Genomic DNA, 13,866 nt, shown 5'->3' on the forward strand with positions numbered 1-13,866 from the left:
GACCGCGAAGCCCTACTCGTTCTGCTGTGCGTCGACGACCGCCACGCCGGCCAGATTCACGATGTCCTTGACCTCGTCGCCCCGCTGGAGCACGTGGACCGGCTTGTCCATCCCCACGAGCATCGGGCCGATGGCCTCCGCGCCGCCGAGGCGCTGGAGGAGCTTGTAGCCGATGTTGCCCGCCTCGAGGTTCGGGAAGACGAGCACGTTCGCGGGCTCCTCGAGGTCCGAGAACTCGTAGGTTCCCTCGAGGATCTCCTCGACGACGGCAGTGTCGGCCTGCATCTCGCCGTCGACCGGGTAGTCCACGTCGCCGTCGTTCCGGAGCATCTCGGCGGCACGGCGGGGCTTGCGCGTCCCGGGGTTGTCGACGCTCCCGAAGTTGGAGTACGAGAGCATGGCGACGCGCGGGTCGACGTTGAAGCTGCGGGCGAGCTCTGCGGTGTGGTCGGCGACCTCCGCGAGCACCTTCGCGTCGGGGTCCTGATTGACCGTCGTGTCGGCGCAGAAGATGACGCGGTTCTTGAACGTCAGCATGTAGACGCCGGCGGCGTAGTCGGCGTTCTCGGCGGTGCCGATGACCTGCAGCGGCGGGCGCAGGGCCGAGGGGTAGTGGTGGGTGAGCCCGGTCAGGAGCGCGTCGGCGTCGCCGCACTCGACCATCACGCTGCCGTAGTAGTTCGAGTCGCGACGGATGAGGTCCTCGGCCTCGCTCTTCGTCAGCCCCTTGCGCTTTCGCACCTGGTAGAGTCGCTCCGCGTAGTCCTCGTGGCGGTCGTCGTCGTCGGCACGGGGGTTCGCGATGGTCGGCTCGAAGTCGAGCCCCAGGCGCTCGGTCGTCTTCGTGATGCGATTCTCGTTGCCGATGAGGACCGGTTCGGCGATGCCCTGCTCCTCGAGCTGGTACGCCGCGCGGATCATCTTCTCGTCGGCACCCTCCGCGAGCGCGATGCGCTTGGGGTCGGACTTCGCCTTGTTCAGCACGACGCGCATCATCTCTCGGGACTTGCCCAGGCGGGCCTCGAGGCGCTCCTCGTACGCCTCAAGGTCGAGCTCCTGTCGGGCGCAGCCCGAGTCCATCGCGGCCTTCGCGACGGCAGGTGCGACCTCGAACAGCACGCGCGGGTCGAGCGGCTTCGGGATGATGTAGTCCGGGCCGAACTGCAGCGGCTGGTCGCCGTAGGCCTTGACGACCGCGTCGGGGACGTCCTGCTTCGACAGCTCGGCGAGGGCGCGCGCGGCGGCGACCTTCATCTCCTCGTTGATCTCCGTCGCACGCACGTCGAGCGCGCCGCGGAAGATGAAGGGGAAGCCGAGCACGTTGTTCACCTGGTTCGGGTAGTCCGAACGCCCGGTCGCCATGATGACGGTGTCGACGCGGGCCTCCTTCGCCGCCTCGTAGCCGATCTCGGGGTCCGGGTTCGCCATCGCGAAGACGATGGGGTTGTCGCCCATCGAGCGGACCATCTCCTGGTCGACCAGCCCGCCGATGGAGAGCCCGACGAACACGTCCGAGCCCGCCATCGCGTCGGCGAGCCCTCCCTCGTCGATGTCGCGGGCGAACTCCTGTTTGTACTTGTTCACGTCGCCGGCCTCGGCGCGGGCCTCCGTGATGATGCCCGAGGAGTCACACATCGTGATGTTCTCCCGCTTCGCGCCGAGGGAGACGTAGAACCGCGCCGTCGCCAGCGCGGACGCCCCCGCGCCGGAGAAGACGATGTCGAGGTCCGCGAGCTCCTTGCCCGCGATCTCGGCGGCGTTCAGCAGCGCTGCCCCGGAGATGATGGCGGTGCCGTGCTGGTCGTCGTGGAAGACGGGGATGTCCATCTCCTCCCTGAGCGTCTCCTCGATGGTGAAGCACTCGGGCGCGGAGATGTCCTCCAGGTTGATGCCCCCGAAGGTCGGCTCCATCGAGCTGACGGCCTCGATGATCTTCTCGGGGTCGTCCTGGTCGAGCTCGATGTCGAACACGTCGATGTCGGCGAAGCGCTTGAACAGCACGCCCTTGCCCTCCATGACCGGCTTGCTGGCCTGCGCGCCGATGTCGCCGAGGCCGAGGACGGCCGAGCCGTTGGAGATGACGCCGACGAGGTTCCCCTTCGCGGTGTACTTGTACGCGTCGTCGGGGTTGTCGGCGATGCGTCGGCACGGTTCGGCCACGCCGGGCGAGTACGCCAGTGAGAGGTCGCGCTGTGTGTTCGTCGGTTTCGTCGTCGATATCTCCAGCTTCCCCGGTGGTTCCGCCTCGTGGTAGTCCAGTGAATCCTCGTCGAGTCCCATACGAATGCCACCACATGGTACGACTAAAAGCTAATCGAACCAACTGTTCGACAGTCGTCGAACTCCGCGGGCCGCGAGGGCCGCCCGAAGCGTTCTCACGACGCTGGAAGGACCGTGCGCTTGATATGGTCGTGCCCCCGAGCAACGACCATGAACTGGCTCGACCGCCGGAACGTCGCCATCCTCGGCGCTGTGACGACGGGGCTGACGTTCCTGCTCATCCTGCTCGGCGTGTACACGGCTGCGACGGGGACGGGGCTCACATGCCAGGGCCGCTGGCCGCTCTGTGGCGGGCCCCTGTTCGGCCTGCTGCCGCCGAACGTGGCGTCGTACCCCGAGTGGATCCACCGGTTCGTCGCCTCCATCACCGGGTTCTTCATCCTCGGGACGGCCTACGGCGCGTGGAAGGCGTTCGACAGCCGGCGTATCCACGCCGCGGTCGCCATCTCCATCGCCGTCCTGCCGGTGCAGGTGCTCCTCGGTCGGCAGACCGTCGTGACCTACACCGCGGGCGTCCAGACGCTCCACCACGGCGCGGCGATGGTCATCTTCGCCGGCCTCGTCGGCGCGACCGCGTGGATGTTCGACCGCAGCGGGGAGGACGGGACGACCGCGACGGCGGAGCGCGAGGGGACGACGCGGGCCGTCGACGCGGACTGACCACCCGACGACTTTTCACACCGGTGGCCGAACCGCCGAGCATGCTCCCCGCAGGAACCAGCTCCATCTTCGACTGGGGTGACGACTACTTCATCAAGGAGTACCGCAACGCCGTCGTCTACGGCGACCGCGACGCCACGGACGTCCTCCACGAGGGCGAGGTCCGGGTCCTCGCCAACGGCTGGGTCGAACTCCCGACCGGTCGGCTCATCTCGCCGGACGCGGTCCACCACGTCGACCCGGTCCCCGACGAGGACTGAGCGGCGACGAGTGGGGTCGGCGGCCAAACCGGCCGACAGGGCCGAGTTCGAACTCGCAAGATTCCCCGGAACCGGCTAACCGTTTTATATCGGGGTATCATACTCCACCGGTATGGATAGACGTAGCTATCTCAAGGCGAGTGGTGCAGCAGTGACGACGATCTCTCTCGCGGGCTGTGTGGACTCCCTCAGCGGTGGCGGGAGTGGCGGGGAGAACACGATAATCCCGGGGACAGCGTCGGGCTTCCCACCGTTCGAGATGAAGGAGGGCGACGAGGTCGTCGGCTTCGACATCGACCTGCTCGAGGCGGTCGTCGACGAGACCGACTACGAGCTCGCGGCCTGGGAGGACCTGAACTCGTTCGACTCGCTCATCCCGTCGCTCCGCAACGGTAACATCGACGTCATCGCCGCCGCGATGACCATCACACCGGACCGTGACGAGAACATCGACTTCAGCGACCCGTACTACAGCGCGAACCAGTCCATCCTCGTGCGCGAGGGCGGCGACTTCCAGCCCTCGGAGCTGTCCGACCTGCAGGGCCGTCAGGTCGGCTCCCAGTCCGGGACGACCGGCGAGGGCGTCCTCCAGGGGATGATAGAGGACGGCGACTTCCAGGAGTCGAACTACAACGCCTACGACACGTACGTGCTCGCGGTGACCGACCTCGAGAACGGCAACATCGACGCGGTGGTCCTCGACGAACCGGTCGCGGCGTCGTTCGCGTCCGAGCGCAGCGTCAGCGTCGCGTTCGTCTACGAGACGGGCGAGCAGTACGGCTTCGGGATCCGGAGCGGCGAGAGCGAGCTGCAGTCCGCGCTCAACGACGGGCTCGCGACGGTGCGTGAGGACGGCACCTACCAGGACCTGACGGCGGAGTGGTTCGGCGAGTAATCCGCGATGGTGCTGGAACTCACACCGGCAGCCGTCCCGCTGCAGGGCGGACTCGCTGACGCCGTGAGTCGGTTCTTCCTCGACAACCCCGACTGGGGGTACGTCTGGGGCAACCGGGACATGCTGCTGGAGGCGACAGTCGTCACCGTCCAGCTGACGTTCGTCTCCATCGTCCTCGGGTTCCTCATCGGGCTCCCGGCTGGCATCGCGGAGGTGTACGCGCCAGCGTGGCTCCGCGTCCCCGTCGAGACCGTCGGGGTCGTCGTCCGCGCGGTTCCCATCCTGGTCATCCTCATCTACATGTTCTACGTGTTCTCGGTGTCGAGCAGTCCGTTCATCGCGGCGACGTTCGCGCTTGGGCTCCGCTCGGGAGCGTACCAGTCCCAGATCTTCCGCGGGGCAATCCAGAGCGTCGGCGAGGGCCAGATGGAGGCCGCCCGCTCCGTCGGCATGAGCAAGCTGGAGGCCATCGTCTACGTCATCGTGCCGCAGGCGCTCCGGCGGTCGATCCCCGGCTTCCAGAACGAGTTCACCATCGTGCTGAAGGACACGAGCATCGCCATCATCCTCGGCGTCACCGAGCTGCTCGGGACGGCGGAGGACCTGTTCCTCCAGCAGAACCGGACCGGCACCGCGCTCGAGCTCATCCTCGCCATCAGCCTCGTCTACTTCGTGCTGACGGTGTCGACGAACCGCGGGCTGGAGTTCGCCGGCGACTACTTCGGCGTCCCGACGGGTGAGGGCGCATGAGCGACCCGCTTCTCCGCGTCGAGGACCTGCACAAGAGCTACGGCGACGAGAAGGTCCTCGAGGGCATCAGCTTCGAGCTGGAGAAGGGGGACGTCGAGGTGCTGTCGGGCCCGAGCGGTTCGGGGAAGTCCACCCTGCTTCGCTGTGTGAACCGGCTCACCGAGCCCGATTCGGGGACCATCTACCTCGACGGCGAGCGCGTCAGCGGCCCCGGAACCGACGTGAACAAGCTCCGGCGGCAGGTCGGGATGGTGTTCCAGGACTTCAACCTGTTCCTGCACCTCACCGCGATCGAGAACATCACGCTCGGCCTGCGCCGGGTGAAGGGGCTGGGCAAGGCCGAGGCCCGCGAGCGGGCGATGGAGCACCTCGAACGCGTCGGCCTCGCCAACCAGGCCAAATCCTACCCCGCCGAGCTCTCGGGCGGCCAGAAGCAACGTGTCGGCATCGCCCGGGCGCTCGCGATGGACCCGAAGCTCCTGCTGTTCGACGAGCCGACGAGCGCGCTCGACCCCGAACTGGTCGGCGAGGTCACGGGCGTCATGCGCGAACTCGCAGACGAGGGCATGACGATGCTCGTGGTGACCCACGAGATGGGCTTCGCCCGCGAGGCAGCCTCGCGCATGATGTTCCTCGACCAGGGCCACATCGTCGAGCGCGGGCCGCCCGAGCAGCTGTTCGAGCACCCCGAGCAGGCACGCACCGCGGAGTTCCTGCAGCGCATCACGCAGCTCCACGGCGGTGAGAGCGCGTGAGTTACGCCGAGGACCTCAGGCGGATACGTCGGACCGAGGGCCGGTCCGCCGGGTCGTGGGTCCTCGTCGTGGCCGGTGTCCTGTTCTGGGGCTACCTGCTCATGCGCTGGCTCATCAACTGGAACTGGGTTCCGTTCGGGACGCCCGGCGAGCCGCTGGTCTCGCCCGAGGCGCTCGGGCTGACCGGCGGCACCGCCACCGCGTTCCAGTCGCTGCCACAGCTCGCCGAAGGGGCGTACATCACCGTGCTCATCACGGTGCTCTCCATCCTGCTCGGGCTCGTGATCGCGGTCCCGCTGTCGGTGGCCCGCGTGTACGGCACCTGGAGCAAGTACGTCTCGCTGACGTTCACCGAGCTCATCCGGGGGACGCCGCTCATCGCCCAGCTCTACCTGCTGTACTACGGGCTGAACCTCTCGCAGTTCTTCCGCGGCCTCACCGAGTTCGGCCCGTTCACGCTCCGGACCGCGCTGTGGGTCGCCCTCATCGGCTTCACCATCAACAGCGCGGCGTACCAGGCGGAGTACATCCGGTCGGCCATCGAGAGCGTTGACCCACAGCAGCTCGTCGCGGCCCGGTCGGTCGGGCTGACCCAGCGCGATGGCATCCGGTACGTCGTGCTCCCGCAGACGCTCCGGTTCGCCATCCCGGGCTGGACGAACGAGCTGGTCTACCTCATCAAGTACTCCTCGCTCGCGACGTTCATCACCGTCGCCGAGCTGTTCCGGCGGGCCGACGCGGTCGCGAGCGACACGTTCGACTACACCGCGATGTTCACCGTCGTCGCGCTGGTGTACATCGGTATCGTCATCACCGCGACGAAGCTGATGGGCTACATCGAGGACCGGGTCGCGCTGCCCGGCCTCGGGCAGGCACGCGGGCGGTCGTGACGGACTGACGCCCGGCGCACCAACCCCCGTCACACTTTACCACGCTCGGCCCCGAGTTCCCACCCGATGACCGACGTGTCTCCGACCCGACCGGGCGGGCTCACCCCCGGCCAGCGCGAGCGGTTCGAGCGCCTGCGCAGCGCGCGGAGCCTCGCCGAGCTGGTCGGGGTGACGGCCGCCGACGGGCCCCACGAGGCCTACCTCGCCGCCAAGCGCGAGTGGCGCACGCTCCAGGAGCGCCGGCTCACGCCGACGTCCACGCCGGGCGTCCCGGGCACGACCGTCGCGGTCGGCGACCGCGAGTTCCACGTCCACGGCATCACCCACGCCGACACCGACGCCGAGCGCTCGTTCCTCCGCGAGCACGTCGCCGACTTCCTCGATTCCGGCGCGTCGGTGTACTGCGAGCAGGGCATCTGGCGGATGTACTTCGCCGACTTCGGTGCCGCCTACGAGATGGACGACTACCGGTGGGCGATGGAGCGCTGCCGGGAGCTCGACGGCGACTCGAACCTCGACGACCTGCCCGGGAACTTCGAGGGCCTGCTGGAGGACGTGGACTCCTTCACCGGCGAGTTCAAGGACGCCGTCTTCTCGTTCGTCGACGACGGCAGCGACGTCTACGGCGAGACGTTCGAGCGCACCCTCGGCGACCTCGCCTCCGGCTTCCTCACCAGCCACGAGAGCCTGGCCACCGGCGACGACTACGAGTCGTTCAAGCTCACCCGTCGCGCCGCCACCGACCCCGCCCACCTCGTCCATCTCCAGCACTACTACCGGACGACGTTCCTCCCACAGCCCCTCGAACGTGAGTGGCTCCGGCGGCACGACCCCGAACTCGAACTCATGACCCACGCCCGCAACGAGCGCATGGCCGACTACGGGATGTACCACGCCAGCCCCGGCGACACGGTCCACCTCCTCGTCGGCGCGGCCCACCAGCCCGGCATCGAGTACTACCTCCAGCGGTTCGACTCGGGTGAGCGCACGCTCGACGGGTTCGAGCTGACGGAGTGACTGAGGCCGGACTGCGGGGTCGTGGCGACAGAAGAGTTTACAATATTCGTAAACCTCTTCAACCGGCGCGCGGCTGGCGAGCGTGCCGAGCGCCAGCGAGGCCGCGAGTCATCCGCGCGAGGGATGAGCACCGTGGTTCGGGAGAGCGGAGCTCTCCCGTCATCACGAGAGAGCTTCGCTCTCTCGAACGACAGCGCAGCGAGGAGCGCAAGAGGCTGGGGAGGCGTGAGGTGCGGTCGTGGGCGGGTGGGACTGAACGGGGCGAGTCGACAGAATCAGGGCTTTCTGGGTGTCGCTGGCGATGCCGTCTGGTGCGCAGACGGAATACGCTGTTCCTCCACCGTGTCGCAAACGTTTCACGACCAGACCCCAAGAACTAATACCTCGTCAACCACCGTCGCTAGCGTGGTTTACGAGACGGAAAACCCGACGGTCGACGCCGCCGTCGAGCGCGTGCTCGCGGGCGAGCGCCTCGACCGCACGGACGGCCTGGCACTGATCGCACAGCCGGTGGACGACCTCGCGCCGGCGGCGGACTACGTCCGGTCGCAGTTCGGTGACGGCACCGTCGACGCCTGCTCCATCGTGAACGCGAAGGCGGGCAACTGCGCGGAGGACTGCGGGTTCTGCGCGCAGTCGGTCCACTTCGACACGGGCATCGAGACGTACGGCTTCCTCGACCCGGCGGAGATACTCGACGCCGCGAAGCGCGCGGAACGCGACGGTGCCCAGCGGTTCGGCATCGTCGTCGCCGAGAAGGGCGTCTCGAAGGAGCATCGTCCCGAGGAGTGGGCCGAGGTCGTCCGTGCCATCCGGCTCGTGCGCGACGAGACGGACGTGGAGGTCGACGCCAGCCTCGGCATCCTCACGCGCGAGGAGGCCGAGATACTCGCCGCGGAGGGCATCAACCACTACAACCACAACATCGAGACCTCGCCCAGGTTCTTCCCGGAGATCGTCGAGACGCACGAGTTCGAGGACCGGGTGAAGACGCTCGAACTCGCCAAGGACGTGGGGATGGACCTCTGTGCCGGCGTCATCCTCGGCATGGGCGAGACCCCGACGGACCGCGTGGAGGCGGCCATCGCGCTCCAGGAGGTCGGCGTCTCGTCGCTGCCGGTGAACATCCTCAACCCGGTCGCGGGCACCGCGCTGGGCGACGAACTCGGCGACTCCGCGGATATCTCGACCCGGGAGATCATCCGGACCATCGCCGTCTACCGGCTGCTCCACCCCGACGCCCGGGTTCGCCTGACCGGCGGCCGGGAGGTGAACCTCGCCGTCGACGAACAGCACCTCCCGTTCGAGGCCGGCGCGGACGGCATCCTCACCGGCGACTACCTCACCACCGGCGGGCAGACCCCGGGCGACGACATCGAGGTCATCGAGCGCGCCGGGCTGGAGCCCAACACCGCGGCGAACGAGTTCGACCCGGCCGAGGTGAAAGCCCGGGACGACGACCAGCCCGACGAGGCCGTCGAGACGGCGGCGGGCACAGCGACGAGCAACGCGGAACTGGACGACTGACCGACGACGACCAGACGACTGACCGACGACGACCGGACGACTGACCGACGACCGGACGACTGACGGCGACATCTCATCCAGCCATGGACGACGTGAAATTCGCGGTACTCGGAACGGGCGGTATCGGCCGACGAACGCTCGAAGTGAGCCAGCAGAAGGACGGACTCACGCCGGTCGCGGCCTGCGACAGGAACGGCCTCGCCATCGACCACGACGGGCTCGACGTCGCGGAACTGCTCGCCGCGACGGAGGGGAACGTCGCCAGCGAACGCGCCGAGGACGACCACGGCGACGACACCCGAACCGTCGACAACACCAGCGCCGTCGACGACAGCGACACACGACCCGACGGCGGCACGGCGGTCAAACAGCACGGGGAGGGCGCGGGCGTCGTCGCCAGCGAACAGGCCCGCCCCACGGAGACGCCCATCCAGGACGTCATCGACGAATCCGCGGCCCTCGACGCGGTGCTGCTCGCGCTCCCGAACCTCACGCACGACTTCATCCCGCGCACCGCCGAGCGGTTCGCCGAAGCGGGCTACGAGGGCGTCCTCGTGGACGTGCTCAAGCGCTCGCGGGTCATCGGCATGCTCTACGAACGCGCCGAGCTGTTCGAGGAGTCCGGCATCACCTTCGTCTGCGGCGCGGGCGCGACGCCCGGCTTCCTCACCGGCGCGGCCGCGCTCGCCGCCCAGTCGTTCGTCGAGGTCGAGGACGTGGAGATCTGGTGGGGGGTCGGCCTCAAGTCGGGCTACGAGGACAACCGCGGCACCGTCCGCGAGGACATCGCCCACCTCGAAGAGTACGACATCGAGAGCGCCCGCGAGCTGAGCGACGGAGAAATCGAGGCTATCGTCGACGAGCACGACGGCGTCATCGAGTTCGACGATATGGAGCACGCCGACGATGTGCTGCTCGAACGCGCCGGTATCTGCGACGCCGCGGACGTCACCGTCGGCGGCATCCTCGACGTGCGCCACGACGAGAAGCCGACGACGACGACGGTACGCGTGACCGGCCGCACGTTCGACGGCGAGCGCGGGACGAACACCTTCGAACTCGACGACGCGACGAGCATGGCCGCGAACGTCAACGGCCCCGCCCTCGGCTACCTGCAGAGCGCGGTGCGGATGAACCGCGTCGGCGACTACGGCGTGTTCGGCCCGGCGGACCTGATGCCCGGATTCTGACGATGCCGTGGCGCTGGATGGACGGAACCGACCGGCCAGGACCCGAGCCACGGGCATGACCCTGAAAGGTCAGAGCCGACGCGGTATCGAACCGTTCAAGACCCGGTAACTGACACCTACGACCAGATGACAGAGCGCGGGTTCGACCTCGCCGACCGCGTCGCCGCCCGACACGACACTGACCTCTACCGCGATATCGCACCGGTCGACCGGGTTGCAGAGCGCAGCTACTTCGCGCCCGACCCGGGTCGCGACCTCCCCGTCCTCGACGGCGAGGAACACCTCGTCTTCGCCGCGAACAACTATCTCGGCCTGACCCAGCACGACCGGGTGCAGGAGGCGGCCGCGCAGGCCGCCGACGTGGTCGGGACGGGTGCGGGCGCGAGCCGGCTCGTCACCGGGGACACGCTGGTCCACCGCGACCTCGAACTCCGGCTCGCGGAGGTCAAGGGTACCGACCGCGCGCTCGCGTTCTCGTCGGGCTACGCGGCGAACGTGGGCACCATCGCCGCGCTCGACCCCGACGTCGTGTTCTCCGACGAGTTCAACCACGCGAGCATCGTCGACGGCTGCCGGCTCTCCGGTGCGGACGTGGTCGTCTACGACCACCGGGACGCCGGGGACCTCCGTCGGCGCATGGCCGCTCGTGCCGAGTCGAGTGAACACACGGCGTCGGGTGGCCCGCCGTCATCGACCGACGGGGGCGAGGACGAGTCGTGGCTCGTCGTCACCGACTCGGTGTTCTCGATGGACGGCACCGTCGCGCCGCTCGAAGCACTCTGCGACGCCGTCGAGTCGTTCGGCGCGTGGCTGATGGTCGACGAGGCCCACGCGACCGGCCTGCACGTCGACGGCGGCGGCATCGTCCAGCGCGAGGGGCTCGAGGAGCGCGTCCACGTCCAGATGGGCACGCTCTCGAAGGCGCTGGCCAGCCAGGGCGGCTACGTCGCCGGGAGCGAGTCCCTGATAGAACACCTCGTCAACGAGGCGCGGTCGTTCGTCTTCTCGACCGGGCTGGCCCCGCCGGCCGCCGCCGCCGCCAGCGAGGCGCTCCACCTCGCCCGCCACGGGGAGTGCCGCGACCGCCTCTGGTCGAACGTCGGCCAGCTGCGCAACGGGCTCGAATCGGTGGGCTACGAGGTCTGGGGCGATACACAGGTCCTTCCCATCGTCGTCGGCGACCGGCTGGACGCGCTCGCACTCGAACGGGCGGTCAGGGAGCGCGGCATCGTCGCGCCCGCCATCCGGCCCCCGACCGTGCCCGAGGGAACGAGCCGAATCCGGATCGCGCCGATGGCGACGCACTCCCGGAGCGACGTCGAGCACTGCATCGAGGCGTTCCGGGCGGCCGGCGAGGAGGTCGGGCTGCTGTGAGTCTCGCGGTCGTCGGGACCGACACCGGCGTCGGCAAGACCGTCGTCACGGCGGGCGTGACCGGCGTCCTTCGGGCCGCGGGCGTCGACGCCCGCGCGGTCAAGCCGTACCAGACCGGCTTCCCGCCGGACGACGACGCGGCGTTCGTGCAGGCCGCCTGCGATGACGAGGCGGCGGCGACTTGCCTCGGTCGGCTGGAGCCGCCACTCGCGCCACGCGTCGCGGCCGAGCGCGAAGGCACCGCGCTCGACTACGCCGACCTCCGGAGCAGGACGGCTGACGCGCTCGACGCCGCCACGGTCGGCGTTTTGGAGGGTATCGGCGGCCTGCGCGTGCCGCTGACCGGCGACCACGACGTGCTCGACCTCGTCGCCGACTGCGGCTGCGAGGCGCTGCTCGTCGCGCGCTCCGGACTCGGCACGCTGAACCACACGGCGCTCTCGGTCGACGCGCTCGACGCCGCCGGCGTCCCGGTCCAGGGGGTCGTCCTCAACGAGTGGGCCGGCGAGACGGTCGCCGAGCGGACGAACCCGGCCGAACTCGAACGCATGACCGGGCTGCCCGTCGAGACGATGCCGCCGGCGGCCATCGACGAGCCGACCGACGCGGTCTCCTTCGTGGACGCACACTTGCCCGACTCGTTCCTGCCGACGCCGTAGGCTGCAGCCCCCCCACCAGTTCACCGACGCCGCCAGCGTCGCCGCTCGCCGTCGAACGCGCGAAAGAAGGTCGGTGTCGTCTTCCCTGGTTCAGACCGTGGCGCGGACCGCGCCGGACTGTGCGGTGACGAGGCGCTCCTCGTCGTCGTCATCGTCGGACTGCACACTGCTGGTCTGGTCGGCGTCGGTCATCGTGACCGTCACGTGGCTCGCGTTGCCCGTGGCGACGGTCTGGGTCGTGAAGCGCTCGTGGCCTGCGAGCACGACGACCGTCTCGTCGCTGATCTCGACCATCCGGTAGGTGTGGTCCTCGTCCATCCGGTAGACGCCGTCGGTCAGCGGGCCGCGGCTCTCCAGCCAGTCCCCGAAGATGCCGCGGAACTCGTCCTGCTCGGAGGCGTTGTCGAACCGGAGCGTCCAGGCGTAGCCGTACTTGTAGTTGCCGGCGGAACTGTAGCTCTGGTTCCGGAACGTCATCGCGCGGTCGGCACCCCAGCCCTCGGCACCGGCGGCGGCGCGCGGGCCGCTCACGCCGGCACGGAGCGAGGAGCGCAGGAACAGCTCACCGCGCGTCGAGGTGTCGTAGTGGTTCCAGACGGAGTCCTGCCCGCGCTCGACGGTCAGGTTGCGCGGCCGTTCCTCGTCCGGCATGTGGTTGTGCATGATCTGCTCCATCGAGATGGGCGGGTTGTCGTACAACGTCTGGAACTCGCTGGTGGAGTTGACGCGGAACTTCGTGTAGCGTTCGCCCATCACGTAGGGGCCGAGCTGGTACATCGAGAACGGCGAGGAGTTCGCCCACGCGGAGACGTTCCGGGAGGCGGCGTCGCGGTCCATGTACTGCTCCTGGTACTCGCTCTCGAAGTACACCGCGCTGCCCTCGACGAGCGAGGTCTCGACGTCGCCCAGGTTGACGCCCTCGCTGGTGAGGTTGGCGGCCAGGCGGTCCTGGCTCCCCTCGTAGAACTGGATGGCGTGGAGGTACTCGTGGGCGAGGGTGATCTCGGCCTCCTCGGGGCCCTGCGGGCGGCCCTCGCCACCGTCGGCGTCGATGTACCGCATCACGACGTCGACCTCGACGCTGCCGTCCGGGCCGGTCTGCGGGGAGGCGTAGCCGGCGACGTACACGTCGGGCGTGCCGTTCGGCGCGATGCCCATGACGGCCTGGAACGACTCGTTGCTGAACCCGAACTGGTCGAACGTGTACGGGTTCGTCTGTTCGGGCGAGAGCGAGCGCACGGACGGGCCCGTGTCGAGCTCCACGCCCGCCATCTCCATGACGTTCAGGTAGACCTGGTTGGCGTCGAAGCCGAGGCAGGCACCCTGCACCTGCACGAGGTCCCCCTCCTCGCTCCGGTACTCGCAGGGTTCCTCCTGCTCCTCCCGTTCGTCGTCCTCCTCGTCCTCACCGCCGGACGTGGTGGTCCCCGTCTCGGTCTGTTCGGCCGTCGTCTGTGCTGTCGTCATCTCGTCGGTCGGCTCCCCCGTGGGCTCGACTGTCGTCGAGTCCCCTCCCTGGTCGGTGGTGTTGCACCCCGCGACCACGAGCATGAGGGCCAACGCGACTGCGAGAAGCGCTCGCTTCATGTGAGAACTATTCCCAACACAG

General features: G+C 68.7%; 13 protein-coding genes. 11 read left to right on the forward strand and 2 right to left on the reverse strand.

Annotated features, from left to right (window positions below; translation table 11 throughout):
* Positions 1-12: 12 nt before the first annotated feature.
* Positions 13-2,280 carry an NADP-dependent malic enzyme gene (locus NOW55_RS00425; protein WP_256398076.1) on the reverse strand — a complete coding sequence of 756 codons (2,268 nt, stop codon included), beginning with the start codon at positions 2,278-2,280 and terminating at the stop codon, positions 13-15.
* Positions 2,281-2,430: 150 nt separating this feature from the next.
* On the opposite strand from NOW55_RS00425, the gene NOW55_RS00430 reads away from it, so the two are divergent.
* From NOW55_RS00430 to bioD, 11 genes are all read left to right on the forward strand, one after another.
* Complete coding sequence (locus tag NOW55_RS00430; protein ID WP_256398077.1) at positions 2,431-2,940, forward strand: COX15/CtaA family protein; 510 nt, start codon at positions 2,431-2,433, stop codon at positions 2,938-2,940.
* Between the two features lie 41 nt (positions 2,941-2,981).
* A complete protein-coding gene (locus tag NOW55_RS00435) occupies positions 2,982-3,200 on the forward strand; it encodes a hypothetical protein (protein ID WP_256398078.1) in 219 nt (72 codons plus the stop codon).
* A 112-nt stretch (positions 3,201-3,312) separates the two neighbouring features.
* Positions 3,313-4,095: a transporter substrate-binding domain-containing protein gene (locus NOW55_RS00440; RefSeq protein WP_256398079.1), complete on the forward strand. Its 783-nt coding sequence runs from the start codon at positions 3,313-3,315 to the stop codon at positions 4,093-4,095.
* Positions 4,096-4,215: 120 nt separating this feature from the next.
* The gene (locus NOW55_RS00445; protein WP_256399326.1) at positions 4,216-4,845 is read left to right on the forward strand and encodes an amino acid ABC transporter permease; all 630 of its coding nucleotides are present in this window, start codon (positions 4,216-4,218) and stop codon (positions 4,843-4,845) included.
* Positions 4,842-5,600 (forward strand): amino acid ABC transporter ATP-binding protein, encoded by a 759-nt coding sequence (locus NOW55_RS00450; RefSeq protein ID WP_256398080.1) that lies wholly within the window; start codon positions 4,842-4,844, stop codon positions 5,598-5,600. The genes NOW55_RS00445 and NOW55_RS00450 overlap by 4 nt, the downstream gene beginning before the upstream one ends.
* Positions 5,597-6,490 carry an amino acid ABC transporter permease gene (locus NOW55_RS00455; RefSeq protein ID WP_256398081.1) on the forward strand — a complete coding sequence of 298 codons (894 nt, stop codon included), beginning with the start codon at positions 5,597-5,599 and terminating at the stop codon, positions 6,488-6,490. Before NOW55_RS00450 ends, NOW55_RS00455 begins: the two co-directional genes overlap by 4 nt.
* A 66-nt stretch (positions 6,491-6,556) precedes the next feature.
* Entirely contained in the window at positions 6,557-7,507 is a 951-nt protein-coding gene (locus NOW55_RS00460) for a hypothetical protein (protein ID WP_256398082.1), read from the forward strand.
* Between the two features lie 405 nt (positions 7,508-7,912).
* Positions 7,913-9,034: a biotin synthase BioB gene (gene bioB / locus NOW55_RS00465; RefSeq protein ID WP_256398083.1), complete on the forward strand. Its 1,122-nt coding sequence runs from the start codon at positions 7,913-7,915 to the stop codon at positions 9,032-9,034.
* 83 nt (positions 9,035-9,117) lie between these two features.
* On the forward strand, positions 9,118-10,224 hold the full coding sequence (gene bioU / locus NOW55_RS00470) for a (S)-8-amino-7-oxononanoate synthase BioU (protein WP_256398084.1): 1,107 nt from the start codon (positions 9,118-9,120) through the stop codon (positions 10,222-10,224).
* A gap of 126 nt (positions 10,225-10,350) precedes the next feature.
* Positions 10,351-11,598 carry an aminotransferase class I/II-fold pyridoxal phosphate-dependent enzyme gene (locus tag NOW55_RS00475; RefSeq protein ID WP_256398085.1) on the forward strand — a complete coding sequence of 416 codons (1,248 nt, stop codon included), beginning with the start codon at positions 10,351-10,353 and terminating at the stop codon, positions 11,596-11,598.
* The gene (gene bioD, locus NOW55_RS00480) at positions 11,595-12,257 is read left to right on the forward strand and encodes a dethiobiotin synthase (protein WP_256398086.1); all 663 of its coding nucleotides are present in this window, start codon (positions 11,595-11,597) and stop codon (positions 12,255-12,257) included. Before NOW55_RS00475 ends, bioD begins: the two co-directional genes overlap by 4 nt.
* Positions 12,258-12,347: 90 nt before the next feature.
* Here the strand turns inward: bioD and NOW55_RS00485 are convergent, their stop codons facing one another.
* Positions 12,348-13,844, reverse strand: a complete 1,497-nt coding sequence (locus NOW55_RS00485; protein WP_256398087.1) for a hypothetical protein — start codon at positions 13,842-13,844, stop codon at positions 12,348-12,350.
* Positions 13,845-13,866 lie beyond the last annotated feature (22 nt).

It is taken from the genome of Haloarchaeobius litoreus (genome assembly GCF_024495425.1).
In the GTDB taxonomy this organism is placed as follows: Archaea; Halobacteriota; Halobacteria; order Halobacteriales; family Natrialbaceae; genus Haloarchaeobius; species Haloarchaeobius litoreus.

What these genes read in the sequence shown, in the direction of transcription:
- NOW55_RS00425 (WP_256398076.1), bottom strand. Translation starts at nt 2,280, where the DNA reads ATGGGACTCGACGAGGATTCACTGGACTACCACGAGGCGGAACCACCG.
- NOW55_RS00430 (WP_256398077.1), top strand. Translation starts at nt 2,431, where the DNA reads ATGAACTGGCTCGACCGCCGGAACGTCGCCATCCTCGGCGCTGTGACG.
- NOW55_RS00435 (WP_256398078.1), top strand. Translation starts at nt 2,982, where the DNA reads ATGCTCCCCGCAGGAACCAGCTCCATCTTCGACTGGGGTGACGACTAC.
- NOW55_RS00440 (WP_256398079.1), top strand. Translation starts at nt 3,313, where the DNA reads ATGGATAGACGTAGCTATCTCAAGGCGAGTGGTGCAGCAGTGACGACG.
- NOW55_RS00445 (WP_256399326.1), top strand. Translation starts at nt 4,216, where the DNA reads ATGCTGCTGGAGGCGACAGTCGTCACCGTCCAGCTGACGTTCGTCTCC.
- NOW55_RS00450 (WP_256398080.1), top strand. Translation starts at nt 4,842, where the DNA reads ATGAGCGACCCGCTTCTCCGCGTCGAGGACCTGCACAAGAGCTACGGC.
- NOW55_RS00460 (WP_256398082.1), top strand. Translation starts at nt 6,557, where the DNA reads ATGACCGACGTGTCTCCGACCCGACCGGGCGGGCTCACCCCCGGCCAG.
- bioU (WP_256398084.1), top strand. Translation starts at nt 9,118, where the DNA reads ATGGACGACGTGAAATTCGCGGTACTCGGAACGGGCGGTATCGGCCGA.
- NOW55_RS00475 (WP_256398085.1), top strand. Translation starts at nt 10,351, where the DNA reads ATGACAGAGCGCGGGTTCGACCTCGCCGACCGCGTCGCCGCCCGACAC.
- NOW55_RS00485 (WP_256398087.1), bottom strand. Translation starts at nt 13,844, where the DNA reads ATGAAGCGAGCGCTTCTCGCAGTCGCGTTGGCCCTCATGCTCGTGGTC.